Below are 18,973 nucleotides of genomic sequence, written 5' to 3'. Positions count from 1 at the left end.
CGCACTTATGCGCCGCAGCTCCAAAAATCATCTTACAGTTATACTGCCGCCCTCGAGGTGTTCAAAGGCATATTTCTCAAATGACATATTAGCGTCAAGGTCACGGAACATATCCGAATCCATGTAATAATATCCAAGTTCATAAACCGTACCCGGCTGTGCGTCGTTTGGTACCTTGAAGAAGAACGTAGCTATATCTCCGTCCTTACCGTTATTATCCTGAAACATTGTAGTAAAGAATACTGAGCGCTTATGCTCTCTCGTAAGCTCGGGATCAAGATTTCTCTGCCAGTCCATAGCTACAAATCCGGAATTATGCTCTGTAGCCTTTCCCAGCTCATACTCCGCGATAAGCTCTTCCTCATCATCTAACTGGCACTCTAAAACATCGGGATATGTGATATGTATACCGCACATACTCCACTTCTTATCAGCGCCTGTGACAGATACAGTCACTTTTGCGATCTCTCCCGGCTTTGCCTCGGTATTGCTCATTTTTATAAGCGGACCGCTTTCTATTTCAGGGACATCCTTGAACTTTATGCGCATAAGCTCCATGCTCTCTGACATCTCTTCGCCGTTCTCATCTGTAACAGGCTCGGCAGCTTCTGTAGCAGCTGCTGTGTTCTGGTCGTTCTGGTCTGTACTGCCCTTTTTATCAGAGTCCAGACAGCCTGTCATACAGACTGCTGCCATAGCGAGAGTCATAATGACTGCGCTTATTTTATGCTTCATTTTCGGACTGCTCCTTCCTGCCGCTGACGATGATCTTGTCACCCTCAGCCGAGATGCTGATAACACTTACCTCAGAAGCACGTTCAAGTATGATCTGTGCCACCTGATCCTCGACATCTTCGCGGATAACACGACGGATATCTCTTGCGCCGTAAGGCTTGCCGAAGGACTTCTCTGCAATAAGCTCAAGAGCTTCTCTTGTATACTCAACAGTGATATTCTTTTCAGCAAGAGGTTCTTTCATCTCGTCTATCATAAGTGCAGCTATATCTGCAAAGTTTTCCTTAGTGAGATCCTTGAATACGACGATCTCGTCGATACGGCTGATAAACTCGGGGCGGAGGAAATCTCTCAGACCCTTCATAGCCTTATCTCTTGATATCTCGTTTTCGGTACGGTTAAAGCCCACACCTATGCTCTTATCGGTAGAACCTGCATTTGAAGTCATGCAGATTATGGTATTTGCAAAGTTTATAGTTCTGCCCTGTGCGTCGTCCACCTTGCCCTCGTCCAGTATCTGCATAAGGATATTCATAACGTCGGGGTGAGCCTTTTCGATCTCATCAAAGAGTATTACCGAATAAGGCTTGCGGCGAACCTTTTCCGTGAGCTGTCCTGCTTCCTCATAGCCTACATAACCGGGAGGCGAACCTATCATACGTGCAACAGAGTGCTTTTCCATATACTCTGTCATATCAAGTCTGATAAGCGGATCCGGAGAGTCAAAAAGCTCCTCAGCCAGTGATTTTACAAGCTCTGTCTTACCTACACCTGTAGGACCTACGAATATGAACGAAGCAGGTCTGCGGCGTTTGCTGAGCTGAACTCTTGTACGCTTGATAGCTCTCGTGAGAACTCCCACAGCCTCGTCCTGACCGATAACTCTGCTCTTGAGAGCATTTTCCAGTCTGGATATCTTCATAAACTCATTCTCGGCTATTTTATTTGCAGGTATTCCTGTCCAGCGTTCAATGACCTTGGTAACATCAGACTCTTCAACATTTACGTTCTCAGCCTTTTCTCTGAACTCTGTCTCAGTCTCACGAATATGGATAAGCTTGCCCTTTACCTCGGCAAGTGCCTGATAGTCTATTTCTTCCTGCTCGGAAATGGATCTCTCCATATCCTCAAGTACCTTTATTTCCTTTTTGAGCTTTTCGTATTCACCTATTTCGGGTGAACGGATACAAGCATAGGCACAGCTTTCGTCAAGGAGGTCTATTGCCTTATCGGGCAGGAAACGGTCTGTGATATATCTCTCTGAGAGTACAGCACATAATCTTACAAGGTAATCAGAAATGTGTACCTTGTGGAATTCCTCATAATATTTCTTTATACCTATAAGGACATTTACTGTATCCTCGATAGTAGGCTCGTTTACAGTAACAGGCTGGAAACGTCTTTCAAGAGCCGAGTCCTTTTCGATATACTTACGGTACTCACCGAATGTTGTAGCACCTATTACCTGTACCTCTCCTCTTGAAAGAGCAGGCTTGAGGATATTTGCTGCATTCATTGAGCCCTCAGAGTCACCTGCGCCCACAAGGTTGTGTACCTCGTCAATGAAGAGTATGATATTGCCCTCTTTCTTTACCTCATCAACAAGACCCTTTACACGGCTCTCGAACTGTCCGCGGAACTGAGTTCCCGCAACGAGTGCGGTAAGGTCAAGGAGATACACCTTTTTATCAACAAGATTGAAGGGAACATCTCCGTCATTTATACGAAGTGCGATACCCTCGGCGATAGCTGTCTTTCCGACACCGGGCTCACCGATAAGGCAGGGGTTGTTCTTGGTACGTCTTGAAAGTATCTGGATAACACGAGCTATCTCGTTATCTCTTCCGATAATATTATCGAGCTTGCCGTCAGCTGCCTTCTGTGAAAGATTAGTGCAGTAGCTGCCGAGGAACTTTGGCTCCTTCGACTTTTTCTCCTTATTGTTGCGTCCGAAAAGTCCCCCTTTTTTCTCTTTGCTGTCTGATGACTTATCATCGGAAGAGCTGCTGCGGCTGCTGAAAAAGCTGCGCGGATCAAATCCGCTTCCGTTATTGTCGTCCGATTTATCCCCGTCATCATTTCCGCCGAACATATTGGTTATAAAGTCGGGAAGAACGCCCGAGCCGCCCATTTCAAAGCTGTCGCCGTCCAGCATTCCCATCATCTGATCCGAGAGCTGATCCAGCTCTTCGTCAGTGATGCCGAGTTTATCCATATATTCCTTGATCTGCGGGATATTCTGCGATCTTGCACAAGAAAGGCAGAGTCCCTCATTTTTCTTTTCGTTTCCCTGAACAGAGGTGATAAACACCACAGCAGGTCTTTTTTTGCATTTACTGCACATTATCATCAGGCAGTTCCTCCTGTCGGTTAATTATACCAAACTTCATGCCAATGCGGCAGAAGCCGTAATATTACTTTTTCATATATCCTTTATAAAATTATAGAAATACTTGAATACCCATGTCTTATCAATTGCCTCATGGTTGAAGAAAAGCATCTTATCGCTTCCCATGACCACGTAAAGCCTTATCATAACTGCGATCATAACTATAACTACAACGCCCTTCAGCAAGCCTATTATTCCGCTTATGGTATGTGTGATTATACTCGGCTCCATATGGCTGTTTCTGCCTGCGGCAGTCTCAATAAAGATAGTTATTATAACGAAGAATATCAGCATGACCAGCAGTACTATAAGCTTTACCTGACTGGTATACGGCTTTGCAAGGTAATTATCTACAATGAATTCCGCAGCCGGCTTACTTGTGTCGGGATCCTTGAGAAGCGACATGAAAGGATAGAACGAAGATGGATTTGTCCTTATCATTTCTGCTGCATACTCTGCTGAATACTGACTGAGCTGCTTTGATACAAGACCATTTATGATAGCAGCATATCCTTCGTGCAGTTTATTGACGAACGAACTCTCCTCATCAACTTTTCTGCCGTTGATATTATTTACATACGAATACAGCTTTTCATCAACATCTTCGCCCGAAAAACATATTTCCTTCAGCTGATTACGGTCAATATTTACGTTATAGCCGAGATTTTCAATATATTTTGAAAGCTCTTCAAAAAAATCATTATTTTCAAGAGTCTGATTCAGCTTCTTTACATTGCTGCTTCTTACAGCCGTTGAATAAAGCGAACCCGACAATGATGAGCTGAGCGAAAAAGCTATCGCTATAGAAAGCGCAAATCCGACAAATGAGACCGACGCCTTCATTATCCCTTTCTTTATTGTAATAAACATACATACGAGTATCGCTGCTGCAACGATAACATCGTAAAACCACCAGAATTGTGCTCCCATATTTTTTCACCGTGTGCTTCTACGGTGCTTCCTCCCTTCGGATCGTGAATTGATGTGTATCACAGATCAGCTTTCATAGTCTATACGATCTATTTTATTATATCCCTTCAGGAAAATATGATCATCGCTTCTTACAAAACCTGTATAGGAATCGCTTACGTCTGCAATAGAACGAAGCCCGCCGTTGAAATCATAGGCTTTTATCTTGCCCTGACACATTACATAAGCAAGGTCCTCGTAGATCGTAACGTCTATTGACGGTTCATCAAGGTCTATTATAAGCGCCTCAGTATTTCCGCCTTTGAATAATGCCAGTGTGTACTTTCTTCTGTCATCATTATTGGCGATAACTGCTGAATTCCCGTTTTCACTCGCACCTGCAACACGGTCGCCGTCATACGAATAGTATGAACTTATCTGACCGTTGCTGTCAACGTATCCACAGGCATCTGCGCCGTATACAAAAGCGCCCTTATCAAAGCCGTAGATATCAAGTCCGAGCATATTGAGTCCCGGGGACGTCCAGTGCTCTTTTTTCTCATTAAAGCTTATTTCCTGAACCTTTGTAACGAGCTGACCGTTTTCAGCCGAGATGTAACTCAGCATACAGCCCTTGCTTCCGTTTACAAAGCTTATGTCGCTGACCATTTCGATACACTGCCTCTTGTATATGCCCTTTCCCCTCTTATCATATACTTCAAGCTCACAGCTGTAATTATCAGATGTAGTTACTACAGCCGTATAGCCCTGTTCACTTATTCTCGCAAAGAGGATAAGTCTTTTGGCAAATGATTTAGTATAGAAAACTTCATCTTCATCTTCTACACTGAGCTCATTTCCTCCTTGTTCATAAAGCAGTGCGCGTCCGCCTGCTGCGCGGAGCACCATATTTGTATATGTATGCTGACGCTTTTTCATTAGTGCACCGTCAGTATCATAAAAATACGCATAGGTATCGCTTATCAGTATCATCTTGCTGTCAGTAAGTCCCAGCTGATAATCAGCCCCTCCGCTGACTTCTATAGGGAAGTTTCCTTCTGCAAGCTTGCCCGAGTTAACGATAGTCCTGTACTGCTCTCCTATTCCCCTTAACTTATTATACCACTTATCGCGGGTAAAATAAAGCCCCGTTCCGATGGCAGCTGCAAGCAGTATCAGAATGAACCGCTTCAGCCTTTTGCGCCGCCGTTTTCGATTTTTCAGATCGACGATATCATCGGCGTCATACATTTTCGGCACGCTGATACCTCCTTGTCCTTTGTTCTCATGTCTCTTTCAGCAGCTCCTCTTCGCTGTAGAACACACGGTTCAGATACAGTCCGTGAGCCATAGCCGTTCTTCCTGCCTTCAGGCGGTCCTTTGCGGCGAGGATATCAGGGATATCATCGGGAGATATCCGCTTTTCGCTGACATCTATCAGAGTCCCTGCCATTATCCTAATCATATTATACAAAAAACCGTTGCCTTTTACAAGCATTATCACAGAATCACCACTATTTTCTATTTTGAAGGAATAAATTGTCCTTACTGTGGTTGAAACATTTGTGCAGTCAGCACAAAATGACGAAAAATCGTGAGTTCCTACGAAATACTTTGCAGCTTTACGAGCAGCTTCAATATCAAATTTTCTTCTGTAATGAAGCATGAGATCAGCCGCAAAGGGATTTTTTGATTCGCTGCAATGCATTTTATATATGTATTCCTTGCCCTTGCAGTCAAATCTTGCATGAAAGTCCTCCGCAGCGTCTTCACAGCTCAATATGGAAATATCATCGGGGAGCTCGCCGTTTACTCCCCTGCAAAAGCCAAGACAGTTTATTTTACTGTTTGTCTTTACATTGAAGCAGAACATATTTGCGTGGACTCCCGTATCGGTCCGCGAACAGCCTGTTACCGTCACGGGCTCGTTCAGTACCTTTGAAAGCTTGCTCTCAAGTACCTCCTGAACCGTTATGGCGTTGCTCTGCCGCTGAAAGCCGTGATACTTTGTCCCTCGGTAAGCAATTGTAACTTTTAGATTACGCATCGTCCGCCTCCTTTTTTGCAGGATCGCTGCCGTCGTAGAGAATTACTTCCGTATCCTCGACCCTGCCGAAATCCTCAGATCTGAGAGCTTCGCTGACCTGATCGTATATCTCAGCCTTATTGTTATAAGGCGAAGGTATCATTTCATTGCCCGAATTCGGCATATTGAACGAATTCATAGCATTTCTGCGTCTGCGTATTCTGCGCTGTCTTTCGCATACCATTATAAGCAGTATCAGTCCGAGACTGACTACTGTTGCCGTTACACCAAGTACAAAGCCCTCGGGCGTATACTTGATAACGATATCATGGCTGCCACTGCCTACCTTTACTCCTGTCATTGCCTGAAGCAGCTTGTATGTCTCGGCTTTTTCACCGTCTATATATACGCTCCAGCCCTTTTCATAGGGGATCGACAGGAACATTACTCCGTCCTCTGCCGCATTTATCCTTCCGCGTATCTTAGTATCGCTGAATTCCTTTATCTCAAGCTGCTCATCTGCAAGAGCACTGTAGGCATTCTTGAATGCATCCTCACTCAAAGCATATACCATAAGCTTGAAATTGCCTGATTTATGCTTTTCCGAAGAAGTTATCCTTATTGTTGAGGTGCTTCCCTCCTGACCGTTTCCCATAGGGAAAACTATGGGATAGCTCTCTATGAGCTTTCCGCTGTCTATAAGTTCATCATCACACTTTATCTCAAGAGAGTCACAAGTACCGCCTGTGCCGTTTGCGTAGCCATAGAGATGGCTGCCGTCGATACAGTCATAGCTGTATGTGGCACTTCCTGTAGGATCGTCTGTGTTGTTTCGGAAGGTATAGTTTCCGAAGCCGTTCTTTGTCACATCAAGACCGTCATACTCTACAAGCGCAACAGGCTGAGGCACGAAAAACTTATCGTCAATACCGGTAATATGTTTTATAAGATCGTTCTGATACTCAAAGGGATTTGCTCCGCCGTTATCCTCCATATTGAGGATATCCTCGCTGACCATAAAGCCCAGTGAAAGCGGATATCTGTTCTCATAAAGATTGGCACTGCCTGCATATGACTTGTGTTCCAATGCCCACTCCTCAGTATTCAGCTCACCGTTCTTCTTTATGATGTATTTTATTCCCAGAAGTGAATTCACAATGGGAGTAGATGTCCTGTAGTAAAATCTGTTTCCTGCCTCGGAAGCATAAAGTCCAAGACGCTTGCACAGTACCGTAACGGAAACGTTCGCTGCCGATGAGAACTGCGACAATCCACGGTATCCGTAGAGTGCGCTGTCATTGAGGGTATATGTATACGACATCTCCGTGCGGTAGAATTTACTCTTGTCATTTTTCTTCTCATAGTCAAGAAGCTGGCGTACTTCCGTTTTATTCGTAGGATAATCAGTGTATCCCGTGGTATCTACGGTACTTACGCCCATTTGCGCATTGCTTACGAACTCGCTGAATACTGCCGCTGAAAGGGCAAGTGTCATGAGCAGATTGCGTTTTTCCTTTGTCTTGAACGGGAATATCTTAGCTGCTATGAATATGAGCCAGAAAGCGCCTGTTATTATAGCTGAGCTCTTTACAGCTCCCTCAAACTTGTAATCAACACCCTTCGACAGCTTGTTCAGTACAAGCACTGCGGCAGGTCCTGCCACCATGAGCACTATCTGGTATATCTTTATACCTCTGCTCAGCATGATATCATACGCCCTGAATGCGGCTGTTGCAAGCACGAAGCAGAATATGAACGCAAATCTATAAGGTATCTGGTTCGTGAAATGGAAGCCGTGCCAGATGTAATTCAGCAGATTCATATTGCAGCTCACAACTATTATGGCGAGCATTGAAAGTGCGGCTATCTTTTCGCGTATCTTTATGCCGAAGGAGAACAGGAACACTCCAAAAAGCAGTACCGCCAGCATTCCGCAGGCAAAATTCGGGAGTCCGTCCACCTTTGTGGGAGCATTATAGGACAGGAGATTTGCGAATATCTTTTTCCAGTCCTCATAATAGCTTATATTCTTCGGCATATTGTTGTTGACGCTGTAGGTAAGCTGCAAGCCGTAGTATGCAGGCAGCAGCATGAAGCCTCCAAGTCCTATGCCAAGCACTGATGAACGTATCATCAGGAACAGCTTTCTAAACCAGTCCTTTATGCCCTTACACTCGATAATGCTTGCGGCTGCAAACATGAATACCGAGAAAATGCATGTAAAATAGCCGATATAATAGTTTGCAATGAGCGAAAGTGCCAGCGCGAATGTGTATGTTTTCCATTTTCCGCTGCGGCACAGTGCAACTATTCCCAGCATAACAAGCGGGAAAAGCGCGACCGTATCGAACCACATTACGTTCCAGTAGTAGCCCAGTGTATAGCTGCAAAGGGCATACATCACCGAGAACATACATATGGAGAAATCTTTGCGTTTAAAAGTATACCTCAGGAACGAGCTGAAAAATGCTCCTGCAAAGCCTATTTTCGCACATAATATGAATGTCAGCGCATCGCGTACATGGTCGTCGTCAAAAAATACCGACAGCCAGTTCAGCGGACTTGCCGCATAATACGAAATAAGCGACAGGAAATTTGTACCCATTCCGTTTTCCCACGAATACAGGAAGGAATCACCATTCACAAGCTTTTCACGCACTACCCTGAAAAACGGATAGTATTGATGCCACAGGTCAACGACAAGTATCTGCCTGTCGCCAAAGGGGTGAACTCCGTATGCGCCGAATGCGTAAAGCATTATGGAAAACGGGATAAGGAACGAAAGCAGGAAGTACAGGACTCCCTTTTCGTACAGTATCCTGTAAAATTTGCCTTTTCTGAACCGCTCAAGCCTTCTGCGCCTTGCGGCTCGTCTTTCTTCTTTGTCCATCTTTATCCTTTCTCGTGTTCCGCTCAGAATATTCTGTCAAGCACTATTACAAGTGCAAGGAAAAATATCGTTACTGCAAGGGCAATATAATCCCTCGGAGCGGACTTGAGCTGTCTCAATCTTGTTCTTCCCTCACCGCCGTGGTAACAGCGGCACTCCATAGCTGTTGCCAGTTCGTCCGCACGTCTGAATGCGGATATGAACAGCGGAACAAGTATGGATATGAGGTTTTTAGCTCTCTTTGTAAAGCTTCCTGTATCTATCTCTGCGCCTCTTGCTTTCTGAGCCGACATTATCTTATCTGTTTCTTCTATCAATGTTGGAATAAATCTGAGAGCTATAGACATCATCATAGCAAGCTCGTGTACAGGGAACTTTATTTTTTTCAGCGGCGATAAAAGCCGCTCTATTGCGTCTGTCAGGGTTATTGGTGATGTTGTGTATGTCAGGAGAGAGCTTCCCATAACGAGAAGAACTATCCTTACTACCATGAATATGCTGGTTTCCAGTCCCTTATCGGTTATTTTCAGGAATTTCCATTCCCATAGCACATCTCCCGTGCTCATCAGGAACAGATTCAGAAAAGCCGTTATGACAAGGAATATAATGAGCGGTTTCACGCTCTTGAAGAACATCTTCAAGGGTATGTGCGAAAGAAGTATCGCTCCGAATGTGAACACTGCTCCCACAGCAAGACAGATATAGCTGCTGCCGGAAAACAGCATTATGATATAGAGAAGTGTTATTACGATCTTGAATCTCGGGTCAAGCCTGTGTATGATACTGTCCCCGGGGAAGTATTGTCCGATAGTTATATCTCTCAGCATCGGCTTGCCCCCCGTTCTTTCAGTTGCTTCAGAAGCAGGTCGCGGGCATATCCCACAGTGTAGACCTCTTTGCCGAAGTCAAGTCCCCTGCGTCTGAGTTCTCCGAAAACTTTCGTTATCTGGGGAACATCAAGTCCTATCTGCGCTATCTCATCAGCTCTTGCGAATACCTTCACTGTCTCGTCGTAGCAGAAGAGCTTAGCCTTGCTCATTACAAGTATCTTGTCGGCAAAGGCAGCTATATCCTCCATGCTGTGAGAAACTATGAGTATGGTATTCTTTGTACGCTCATGGTAGCTTTTGATATGACTGAGAATCTTGTCTCTGCCCGCAGGGTCAAGTCCTGCGGTGGGCTCGTCGAGTATGAGCACTCTCGGCTCCATAGCCATAACGCCTGCAATTGCCACACGGCGCTTCTGACCGCCCGAAAGCTCAAAGGGCGAACGTTCAAGAAGCTCCTCAGACAGACCGATATCATGGGCGGTCTCGTACACACGACGCTTTATCTCGGCATCGTCAAGTCCCATATTCTTGGGACCGAAGGCGATGTCCTTATATACAGTCTCCTCGAATATCTGGTATTCGGGGTACTGGAATACAAGTCCGACTTTGAAGCGCACATCGCGTATCTTTTCCTTTTCCTCCCATATATCCTTTCCGTCGAGAAGCACCTTTCCCGATGTAGGTCTGAGAAGTCCGTTGAAATGCTGTATGAGCGTGGATTTTCCCGAGCCTGTGTGACCCATTACGCCCACCATTTCGCCCTCCTCTATTTTTAGGCTCACATGGTCTACAGCGGTCTTTTCAAATGGAGTACCGACGCTGTAGGTGTATGTAAGCTCCTGTGTTTCAAGGATAGCCAATTCTATTCTCCTTTTCTTTCCTGTAAGCAGCCGAGCTGCTCATTCTGCAAAAAGCTTTTCAATTGCCGCAACACATTCTTCCTCCGAGATTATCTCGGGAGATATATCGCAGCCTGCCTTTCGTAATTCCCACGCAAGCTCTGTGACCTGCGGTACATCAAGCCCTATGGCTTTAAGCTTATCCACCTGCGAAAATACCTTTTCGGGCACATCGTCAAGGACTACCATACCCTTGTCCATGACCACAACACGGTCGCAGTCCGCAGCCTCATTCATGTAATGAGTGATGAGAACTATGGTTATTCCCTGCTCGCGGTTCATGCGGTGTATAGTTGCAAGGACTTCCTTTCGTCCCTGCGGATCAAGCATAGCTGTAGGCTCGTCAAGGATTATGCACTTGGGCTGCATGGCGATAACGCCTGCAATAGCCACTCGCTGCTTCTGACCGCCCGAAAGCTGGCTGGGTGAATGGAGTCTGTACTCATACATTCCCACGGCTTTAAGGCTCTCGTCAACTCGTCTGCGCATCTCCTCATAGGGTACGCCTAAGTTTTCAAGGGCGAATGCTACGTCCTCCTCAACTACAGACGAAACTATCTGATTATCGGGGTTCTGGAATACCATTCCCGCACACTGGCGCAGGTCAAATATCTTTTCCTCGTCCTTTGTGTTTATGCCGTTCACCGTTACTGTACCCTCGGTGGGGAGCAGTATGGCGTTCAGATGTTTTGCAAGGGTGGATTTTCCGCAGCCGTTGTGTCCAAGCACTGCTACGAACTCCCCCTGCTTTATGTCAAGGTCTATGCCTTTGAGGACTTCGACAGGCTTTTTTTCCTCGTCATCGGACTCATAGGCGAAGTGAAGACCTTTTATTTCGATTATATTTTCCATATTTATCACTATCCAATGAATTCAATGGTCGAACATATCATAAGAGCTTCTTCCCTTGAACTGCCCTTGACCATTAAAGTATACTCAGTGTTGCTGTCCGCAAAAGCTCCTACCCAGAACCTTGCGTTGTTACTTTCAAGGTATTTCTCATCATCAATACCTTCCAACGGGTATGCATGAGCATATATGTCATGACCGTCTGAGCTTCTGTAAAAAACCTCGGGGAATACAAGGAAGCAGAATCCCTTTGCAAGAGCAGCAATTTCAAAAGCTTCAGCATTTTCCTCAGTTCGGTCGGCACTTGTGAACGAGAGCACCGCCTTATAGAATGAAGTGCGTGTTCCGTCGTAATCTATGCCGAGCGTATTAAAGGCTGCGGCGATATTTTCTTCACTTACCTCAGGGAAAAATTCAATATCTTCTTTGCTTTTCTCTTCCCAGTCGTTGCCATTCATCGTTATGACAGAAATACCATTTTCCTTATCAACGAACTTACTGAGTATAAGCGAGCTGTTTTCAGGACTCTGATCTGTAACACCGGGCGGAACGAGCATTTTCATTCTGCCGTCCGATACTTCATGCCAGTCATCAGGTATTTTGTATTCGGGAATATCCTGTGCAGTAATATCAATGCGCTCAAGGGCTAATTCTTTGGTTTCATTCAGTGCCTGTTCAAGCTCCTCGGCAGTTGTTGTAGTCTCAGACAACAGATCATCGAGAGCTTGTTCGTATGAATATGTAGTGGTTTCGGCGGTAGTTTCAGCGTTAGTTTCGGAGGTTGTCTCCTCAACAGCTGCTTTTTCATCTTTTCCGCATGATACCGCAGTAAACGCCATTACTGCCGCAATAAGTGCAATCAATGTTTTTTTCATATTATATCCTTATTTCTTTAAAGCTTCTATTTCCGCAGGTGAGGATACCACAGGCTTGCCGTCTTTGTCCACAAGTACGCAGAGACCTGCTCCATAGCCGTCCTTGCGAAATAAATAATTAACTCCTGTTACCTTATCCACAAATATCTCGGATAATGACAGCTTGCCCTGTGAGTATATCTTGACAAATCTTTCGTCTTTTCCCATAATTATTTCTCCTATATCATTTTATGCGCGCGGCGGTGAAACGCCGCACCTATAAAATGTTCATGTCGCATACAGCGTAATTTGCGGACGACCAATGGTCGTCCCTACAGTTTTCATTTCACGGGCGGATAATATCGCCCCTACAAGCTACCGCTTCGGACTGTCGAGGACGCCAGCCCCTACAGTATGCTATTTTTAGTTTATCGTTCTTTAACGGGCGAACACTGTTCGCCCCTACAAGCTAAAGGCTAAGGGCTATTTCTGCCAGATGGCGGTGGAGCCGCACGGGAGCGTCATTCCTGTGGACTTTACGGGAAGTCCTATCTCGTCAAAGCTTACGCTGCCGCCGAATTTATCTGTGAGGACTGTCCCGAGTATATATCCCATTACCGAGGGAGAGAGTCCCGTAGTATAGCTGTTTATCAGGAAGAACAACGGATCATCGGAAAGGACTCCCGAACACAGCTTCACAAGGTCGTATACGCAGTTTTCAAGCTTCCAGACCTCGCCGCCAGGACCTCTGCCATAGCTTGGAGGATCCATAACTACCGCATCGTACTTGCGTCCGCGGCGTATCTCTCGGGCTATGAACTTCTCGCAGTCGTCCACTATCCAGCGGATAGGCTTTTCGGTAAGTCCCGAAGCTGCCGCGTTGTCTCTTGCCCACTGCACCATACCCTTTGATGCATCGACATGGCATACGGAAGCTCCTGCTGCTGCACAGGCAAGGGTAGCTCCGCCCGTATAAGCGAACAGGTTGAGGACATTTATCTCTCTGCCTGCACTGCGTATCTTATCAGCCATAAAATCCCAGTTTACAGCCTGCTCGGGGAAAAGTCCCGTATGCTTGAAGCCTGTGGGACGTATATTAAAGGTGAGCTCGCCGTAGCTGATATTCCAGCTTTCAGGCAGTCTCTTGCGGAATTCCCATTTGCCGCCGCCCTGATTTGAGCGGTGATAGTGACCGTCAGCACTTTTCCAGAGAGGATCGGTGCGCTCGGTATTCCATATTATCTGCGGATCGGGGCGTACAAGGCTCACATTGCCCCATGTTTCAAGCTTTTCTCCGCCCGATGTATCTATTATTTTATAATCTTTCCAGTTATTTGCAGTTCTCAAAGTCAATGCTCCTTATAGAATTGTCTGCGCTCAGATCTTGTATGCGCAGCTTTCCTTGATATGCTGTGCAATATCCACAGCCATATCATTTATGCGTCCGAAGTCGCTGCCCTCGATGAGTATACGCACGATAGGTTCTTTTCCGCTTTCGCGCACCATTATCCTGCCTTCATCTGACAGCTCGTCATCGTACCTCTCAATAAGCTCGGTTATGCTCTTTTCATTTTTCCAGAGCTCCTTATAATGAGGATGTATCTTTACATTCAGCTTAACCTGAGGGTATGCAGGCATATCTCCTGCAAGTCCGCTCAGCTTCTCGCCGCATTTTTTCAGTATCTCAAGCAGCCGCGCTCCTGTGAGCTGACCGTCGCCTGTACCTGCTTCGTCAAGGAAGATGATATGACCGTTTGGCTCGCCGCCAAGCTTATAGCTGCCTTCAAGCATACGCTCAAGTACGTACCTCTTGCCTGCACCTGAGCTTACAAGCTTTATATCATGTGCAGCCGCATATTTTCTCAGTCCGAGACTGCTCATTGCAGTCACTACGACTGTATCATTTTCAAGCATTCCCATGCTTTTCATTTTCTCGGCAAATATAGCTAAAAGCCTGTCGCCGTCTATCATGCAGCCATTCTCATCCACGGCTATACATCGGTCTGCGTCGCCGTCAAAGGCAAGTCCGCAATCGCATTTGTTCTCAACTACATACTCCATAAGATGATGTACATGGGTACTGCCGCAGTCCTTGTTTATATTGGTGCCGTTGGGCTTATCCGCTATGACAAGCACCTCAGCCCCAAGCTCGGAGAACAGCCTTTCCGCTGTATATGCCGCGCAGCCGTTAGCACAGTCAAGTGCGACTTTAAGTCCGCTAAGGTCTGTATCAACTATACTTTTTACGTGGTCTATGTATTCTCTCACAGCATTTTCGCCGTGTACTATACGCCCTACATTCTCAGGCTCACTTAGCTTTATATCACCCACAGGAGCAAAGACCAGACGCTCTATCTCGTCCTCGGCTTCCTCCATGAGCTTGTGTCCCTTAGCTGAAAACAGCTTCAATCCGTTATATTCGGCACTGTTGTGGCTGCCCGATATCATTATGCCGCCGTCAGCCTCATGCACTCCTATGAGGTATGCAAGCGCAGGAGTGGGGACTATTCCAAGCAGCTCTGCATCTGCTCCGACAGAGCATATGCCTGCACATACCGCAGCTTCCAGCGCATCGGAGGAAACTCTCGTATCCTTGCCAATGAGTATTTTAGTTTTTGACCCGTCCTTTTTCGCAAGCACCAGCGCAGCAGCTCTTCCTGTCTGCATAGCCAGTTCGCAGGTGAGGTCGGTCACCGCAATACCTCTCGGACCGTCAGTTCCGAATAATTTAGCCATTGAATAGTCTCCCTTTGAAAGTTAAGAGTTGAGAATTGAGAGTTGAAAATCGTCTTATATCGATAGTATCCGATTTTTATACTATCTTATAGACCGCGATGGGTCTGCGATTGCCGATTATATCTTCGAGCTTATCGCATACAGGCGCATAGGTACAGCTGTTGTACCTGTTATACACACGTATGCCGCCGCTGTTCTCTCTTGTACAGAATACGGTATGTATTGAAGATAAAAACGGGGTCTTTGTCCAGAATGTGACAATAAAAGCCTTTGCGTCATCGGGAGATTTTACCCTCTCGAACTGTGCATCGAAATAATTGAGTGCTTTTCCGAGACTGTAGGCATTACAGCCAAAAAAGCCCATCAGTACGCGGAAACGCTCCATATAAAAGGCTACGTCTCTTATCTTCTGAGGTTTTTTCAGGTATACAAGTGCGTTATGTACCGCGATGACCTCACATCCGTTGAAGCTCATGAAGCATACGCCGTACCGCAGCTTTGAAACAGCCCCTTCCCCCTGTCCGTTTATCATCTGACCAAAGGGAGGCTGTTCGGTAATTTCTGAATTGTATTTATAATTATATTCGCTTGATCCTTTTATCAACATTTTTCATTCCCCCTGTCCCGTAAATCGGGAAAAATGTTAAAAGGTCATCTGCCCTTCTTCCGCTGATGATGCCTGTTCGGGAGGTACTATGCCGAGATGCTCGTAGGCAAGCCTTGTGGCAACTCTTCCGCGGGGAGTCCTTCCGAGAAAACCAAGCTGCATGAGAAACGGCTCGCAGATATCTTCGAGAGTTACGCTTTCCTCGTTTATAGCCGAAGCAAGCGTCTCAAGTCCGACAGGTCCGCCGCCGTATCCTTTGATTATCATTTCAAGCATACGCCTGTCAAGTCCGTCAAGTCCGAGAGCGTCGATATCAAGTCTGCTGAGAGCTATGGAAGCTATCTCCTGAGTTATCTGTCCGTTGCCCATTACATCGGCAAAGTCGCGGACTCTTTTCAGCAGACGGTTGGCTATACGCGGTGTACCTCTTGCTCTGCCGGCTATTTCGGCAGCCCCGTCGCTTGTACATGGTATTCCAAGTATCATGGAGCTTCTTCTTACGATATCCGTAAGCTGCTCCTTTGTATAAAGCTCAAGTCTCTGTATTACGCCGAATCGGTCACGGAGAGGAGCTGAAAGCTGTCCTGCTCTCGTTGTTGCACCGATAAGGGTGAATGGTTTCAGGTCCATGCGTATAGAACGTGCAGACGGGCCTTTTCCGATGATTATATCAATTACCCTGTCTTCAAGTGCAGGGTAGAGTATCTCCTCCACCGCACGTGAAAGGCGGTGTATCTCGTCAATAAAAAGCACATCGTTGTCGGAAAGACTTGTGAGAAGTGAAACAAGGTCGCCGGGCTTTTCAATTGCAGGACCTGTGGTCACACGGAGATTTACGCCAAGCTCATGGGCGATTATGGAAGAAAGAGTGGTCTTTCCCAGTCCGGGAGGTCCGTACAGCAGCACATGATCGAGAGGTTCGCTCCTGCGCTTTGCAGCTTCGATATATATGGCGAGATTTTCCTTCACCTTGTCCTGTCCTATATACTCGTGAAGAGTCTGCGGTCGCAGACTTATTTCAACATCACTGTCCTCCGTAGTATTTTCGGGAGTTATTATCCTCGGAGCGAACTCCATATCCTCTGTCTGTATCAAAAAAACACCTCTGAATTATTTCTCAAAAAATCTCTTCTTGCGGACATAGAAGGGCTCAACTGTCTCCGCAGCCTTCTTGCCCATATCCTGTTCATAGCTGATAAAGCAAAGATGCTCGTTAGCCTTTACCGTCTTTGAAAGGTACTTCGACAGCGGTACAAAAAGCTTTCTCGTACTGCCCATCATATCAAGAACGATAAGTATCTGCGGATTTTCGCAGCCCTTTATCATCTCCATGATGAATGCCCTGTCAACATTCGGCTGCTTTGAAAGGAACTTTGTGGCAGCCTTTATGATATGATTCACTTCATGCTCGCAGGGGCGATAGTTTATGATATCCGCTTCATTGTAGGATATCGCCTTTATCTTGAGATTTCGCGCTATCATAAGTATGCTTTTTATCTCATTGGACGAGAACTCCTTGCCGTAGGAATTCGGATTGAGCACGGCTGATACCGACTGTATAAGGTCAAAGAGTCTCAGGCAGTTTATCTTGTAGCAGTCAACATATCGCTTTGCAAACTGCTGAAGTGCGCGATAGCTTGTGAAAAAAGGTATGAACAGGTCGCCGTCGGGATTCTGGGTAGTTACCAGTTCAAGCTGTATACCGCCCTCTGAACGGTCGCGCTCCTGCTTTACGGGGTTCTTGCAGATGACATAGACGTCGCTTTTGATAAGAGTCTGCAAAAACTGTGAACGCATTGAAGGGTCCTTTATTGCTGCTTTCAGCAATTCGTCAAGATTCATCATAACAGTAACCATCCTATCTTCTATATTTTAGCGCGTATTTTTTGCCGCCATTAGCCGCAGTGTTTCCTTTATGAGATCCTGCGTACTAAGGGTCGGATCAAGCTTTCCGAGTATGGGTGCTGCCTCACCCTGAGAATATCCAAGTACCATAAGTGCTTCGAGAGCCTCGGATACAGAGAACGATGCGCCCTCTGACGGGATATTGGCGAACTGTGCGGCATCACCGCTAATGCTGCCGCTGATAGACTCTGAGGAGATCTTGTCCTTGAGCTCAAGGACTATCCTCTGAGCTGTCTTTGCTCCTATACCCTTTGTCTTTGTAAATGCCTTGCTGTCGCCCGAAGCCACAAGAAGTGCAAATCTTTCGGGAGTAACGTCCGAAAGTATTGCAGTTGCCGCCTTTGGTCCGACTCCCGATACCGAGATCAGCAGCTTGAAGCAGCTGAGCTCCTGCAAGGTGGCAAATCCGAAAAGCTCCACCACATCTTCCCTTACGTAAAGGTAGGTGTAAAGCATTTCCTCGCTTCCGATCTCGCCAAGCCTTGATACGGTATTGTATGAGGTCTTGCAGCCGTATCCCACGCCGCCGCATTCTATTACCGCAAAGCCCAGTTCCTTGACTATGAGCTTTCCTCTTACGCTGTATATCATATCTCTGTTTTCCTTTATCTGAAATCAAATCTTGTGCTGTGTCCGTGACATATGGCTATAGCAAGAGCGTCCGCAGCATCATCGGGCTTTGGTATCTGCGCCAGTCCCAGAAGCTGTCTCGTCATTTCCATTACCTGCTTTTTTTCAGCCTTGCCGTAGCCTACTACTGACTGTTTTACCTGAAGGGGAGTATACTCCGATACAGGAATATTCCTCGTAGCTGCCGAAAGCACGGTTATTCCCCTTGCCTGAGCCACATCTATCGCCGTTTTCTGGTTGGTGGTGAAGTAAAGACGCTCCACCGCCATACAATCGGGCTTGAATTTGTTGAAGATAAACTCGATGTCCTCATGTATCGCCCTTAAACGTTCGGGGAAGGGCGTTCCCGCTTCTGTCAGCACTGCGCCGTATTCCACAGGAGTAAATTTTATCCCGTCATAATCCAGCACACCGAATCCGACTATCGCATAACCCGGGTCTATGCCCAGTATTCTGATATTTTTCAATATTTTTTACCTGTTAGTTCGTTAAAAAGTTCACATGGATATAGCTTCTCACTATATTCTTTATCATTATACCACAGGTCAAGTGTATTTTGCAATATATTTACCCGTTTTTTATTGATTTCTACAAAAAAAAATGCTATAATATGTAAGGTATATCAATGAGCCCTCAGCCCTTAGCCTTTAGCCAATAGCTTTCAGCTTTGTAAAGCTAACGGCTGAGTGCTGACAGCTAACGGCTAATATCGGA

General features: G+C 46.1%; 18 protein-coding genes. All 18 read right to left on the bottom strand.

Annotated features, from left to right (window positions below; genetic code table 11):
• Positions 1-27: 27 nt before the first annotated feature.
• The 18 genes from L870_RS0108910 to ruvC all read right to left on the bottom strand — a co-directional run bounded on the left by L870_RS0108910 (position 28) and on the right by ruvC (position 18,717).
• On the bottom strand, positions 28-735 hold the full coding sequence (locus L870_RS0108910; protein WP_028517861.1) for a cohesin domain-containing protein: 708 nt from the start codon (positions 733-735) through the stop codon (positions 28-30).
• Positions 725-3,085 (bottom strand): ATP-dependent Clp protease ATP-binding subunit, encoded by a 2,361-nt coding sequence (locus L870_RS0108905; RefSeq protein WP_207637717.1) that lies wholly within the window; start codon positions 3,083-3,085, stop codon positions 725-727. Before L870_RS0108905 ends, L870_RS0108910 begins: the two co-directional genes overlap by 11 nt.
• A gap of 72 nt (positions 3,086-3,157) precedes the next feature.
• Positions 3,158-4,054 (bottom strand): hypothetical protein, encoded by an 897-nt coding sequence (locus L870_RS0108900; RefSeq protein ID WP_028517859.1) that lies wholly within the window; start codon positions 4,052-4,054, stop codon positions 3,158-3,160.
• A gap of 66 nt (positions 4,055-4,120) precedes the next feature.
• Complete coding sequence (locus L870_RS0108895) at positions 4,121-5,284, bottom strand: DUF5711 family protein (RefSeq protein WP_242836501.1); 1,164 nt, start codon at positions 5,282-5,284, stop codon at positions 4,121-4,123.
• Positions 5,285-5,318: 34 nt separating this feature from the next.
• Entirely contained in the window at positions 5,319-6,080 is a 762-nt protein-coding gene (gene truA / locus L870_RS0108890; protein WP_028517857.1) for a tRNA pseudouridine(38-40) synthase TruA, read from the bottom strand.
• The gene (locus tag L870_RS0108885) at positions 6,073-8,949 is read right to left on the bottom strand and encodes a YfhO family protein (protein ID WP_028517856.1); all 2,877 of its coding nucleotides are present in this window, start codon (positions 8,947-8,949) and stop codon (positions 6,073-6,075) included. The genes truA and L870_RS0108885 overlap by 8 nt, the downstream gene beginning before the upstream one ends.
• Positions 8,950-8,972: 23 nt before the next feature.
• Positions 8,973-9,776, bottom strand: a complete 804-nt coding sequence (locus L870_RS0108880; protein ID WP_028517855.1) for an energy-coupling factor transporter transmembrane component T family protein — start codon at positions 9,774-9,776, stop codon at positions 8,973-8,975.
• On the bottom strand, positions 9,770-10,639 hold the full coding sequence (locus L870_RS0108875; protein ID WP_028517854.1) for an energy-coupling factor transporter ATPase: 870 nt from the start codon (positions 10,637-10,639) through the stop codon (positions 9,770-9,772). Before L870_RS0108875 ends, L870_RS0108880 begins: the two co-directional genes overlap by 7 nt.
• Positions 10,640-10,678: 39 nt before the next feature.
• Entirely contained in the window at positions 10,679-11,530 is an 852-nt protein-coding gene (locus L870_RS0108870; protein WP_028517853.1) for an energy-coupling factor transporter ATPase, read from the bottom strand.
• Between the two features lie 8 nt (positions 11,531-11,538).
• Positions 11,539-12,402, bottom strand: coding sequence for a hypothetical protein (locus L870_RS0108865; RefSeq protein ID WP_028517852.1), 864 nt, complete (start codon positions 12,400-12,402; stop codon positions 11,539-11,541).
• A 9-nt stretch (positions 12,403-12,411) separates the two neighbouring features.
• Positions 12,412-12,609: a DUF6440 family protein gene (locus tag L870_RS0108860; protein ID WP_028517851.1), complete on the bottom strand. Its 198-nt coding sequence runs from the start codon at positions 12,607-12,609 to the stop codon at positions 12,412-12,414.
• Between the two features lie 255 nt (positions 12,610-12,864).
• Positions 12,865-13,728, bottom strand: a complete 864-nt coding sequence (locus L870_RS0108855; protein WP_028517850.1) for a class I SAM-dependent methyltransferase — start codon at positions 13,726-13,728, stop codon at positions 12,865-12,867.
• A gap of 30 nt (positions 13,729-13,758) precedes the next feature.
• Positions 13,759-15,117 (bottom strand): phosphoglucosamine mutase, encoded by a 1,359-nt coding sequence (gene glmM, locus L870_RS0108850; protein WP_028517849.1) that lies wholly within the window; start codon positions 15,115-15,117, stop codon positions 13,759-13,761.
• 76 nt (positions 15,118-15,193) lie between these two features.
• Positions 15,194-15,724, bottom strand: coding sequence for a hypothetical protein (locus L870_RS0108845; RefSeq protein ID WP_028517848.1), 531 nt, complete (start codon positions 15,722-15,724; stop codon positions 15,194-15,196).
• Positions 15,725-15,760: 36 nt separating this feature from the next.
• Positions 15,761-16,801, bottom strand: coding sequence for a Holliday junction branch migration DNA helicase RuvB (gene ruvB / locus L870_RS0108840; RefSeq protein WP_037271878.1), 1,041 nt, complete (start codon positions 16,799-16,801; stop codon positions 15,761-15,763).
• Positions 16,802-16,834: 33 nt separating this feature from the next.
• Positions 16,835-17,569, bottom strand: a complete 735-nt coding sequence (locus tag L870_RS0108835) for an enhanced serine sensitivity protein SseB (protein WP_242836500.1) — start codon at positions 17,567-17,569, stop codon at positions 16,835-16,837.
• 27 nt (positions 17,570-17,596) lie between these two features.
• Entirely contained in the window at positions 17,597-18,220 is a 624-nt protein-coding gene (gene ruvA / locus L870_RS0108830; protein WP_028517845.1) for a Holliday junction branch migration protein RuvA, read from the bottom strand.
• 14 nt (positions 18,221-18,234) lie between these two features.
• Positions 18,235-18,717: a crossover junction endodeoxyribonuclease RuvC gene (gene ruvC, locus L870_RS0108825; RefSeq protein WP_028517844.1), complete on the bottom strand. Its 483-nt coding sequence runs from the start codon at positions 18,715-18,717 to the stop codon at positions 18,235-18,237.
• Between the last annotated feature and the right edge of the window lie 256 nt (positions 18,718-18,973).

The organism is Ruminococcus flavefaciens ATCC 19208, from assembly GCF_000518765.1.
Lineage (GTDB): Bacteria > Bacillota > Clostridia > Oscillospirales > Ruminococcaceae > Ruminococcus > Ruminococcus flavefaciens.
The sequence above is the reverse complement of the archived record's forward strand: the minus strand, read 5'-3'. Positions and strand labels throughout refer to the sequence as shown.

What these genes read in the sequence shown, in the direction of transcription:
- L870_RS0108865 (WP_028517852.1), bottom strand. Translation starts at nt 12,402, where the DNA reads ATGAAAAAAACATTGATTGCACTTATTGCGGCAGTAATGGCGTTTACT.
- truA (WP_028517857.1), bottom strand. Translation starts at nt 6,080, where the DNA reads ATGCGTAATCTAAAAGTTACAATTGCTTACCGAGGGACAAAGTATCAC.
- L870_RS0108845 (WP_028517848.1), bottom strand. Translation starts at nt 15,724, where the DNA reads ATGTTGATAAAAGGATCAAGCGAATATAATTATAAATACAATTCAGAA.
- ruvB (WP_037271878.1), bottom strand. Translation starts at nt 16,801, where the DNA reads ATGGAGTTCGCTCCGAGGATAATAACTCCCGAAAATACTACGGAGGAC.
- L870_RS0108905 (WP_207637717.1), bottom strand. Translation starts at nt 3,085, where the DNA reads ATGATAATGTGCAGTAAATGCAAAAAAAGACCTGCTGTGGTGTTTATC.
- L870_RS0108900 (WP_028517859.1), bottom strand. Translation starts at nt 4,054, where the DNA reads ATGGGAGCACAATTCTGGTGGTTTTACGATGTTATCGTTGCAGCAGCG.
- L870_RS0108885 (WP_028517856.1), bottom strand. Translation starts at nt 8,949, where the DNA reads ATGGACAAAGAAGAAAGACGAGCCGCAAGGCGCAGAAGGCTTGAGCGG.
- L870_RS0108880 (WP_028517855.1), bottom strand. Translation starts at nt 9,776, where the DNA reads ATGCTGAGAGATATAACTATCGGACAATACTTCCCCGGGGACAGTATC.
- L870_RS0108835 (WP_242836500.1), bottom strand. Translation starts at nt 17,569, where the DNA reads ATGATGAATCTTGACGAATTGCTGAAAGCAGCAATAAAGGACCCTTCA.
- glmM (WP_028517849.1), bottom strand. Translation starts at nt 15,117, where the DNA reads ATGGCTAAATTATTCGGAACTGACGGTCCGAGAGGTATTGCGGTGACC.
- L870_RS0108870 (WP_028517853.1), bottom strand. Translation starts at nt 11,530, where the DNA reads ATGGAAAATATAATCGAAATAAAAGGTCTTCACTTCGCCTATGAGTCC.
- L870_RS0108910 (WP_028517861.1), bottom strand. Translation starts at nt 735, where the DNA reads ATGAAGCATAAAATAAGCGCAGTCATTATGACTCTCGCTATGGCAGCA.
- ruvA (WP_028517845.1), bottom strand. Translation starts at nt 18,220, where the DNA reads ATGATATACAGCGTAAGAGGAAAGCTCATAGTCAAGGAACTGGGCTTT.
- L870_RS0108895 (WP_242836501.1), bottom strand. Translation starts at nt 5,284, where the DNA reads ATGTATGACGCCGATGATATCGTCGATCTGAAAAATCGAAAACGGCGG.
- L870_RS0108860 (WP_028517851.1), bottom strand. Translation starts at nt 12,609, where the DNA reads ATGGGAAAAGACGAAAGATTTGTCAAGATATACTCACAGGGCAAGCTG.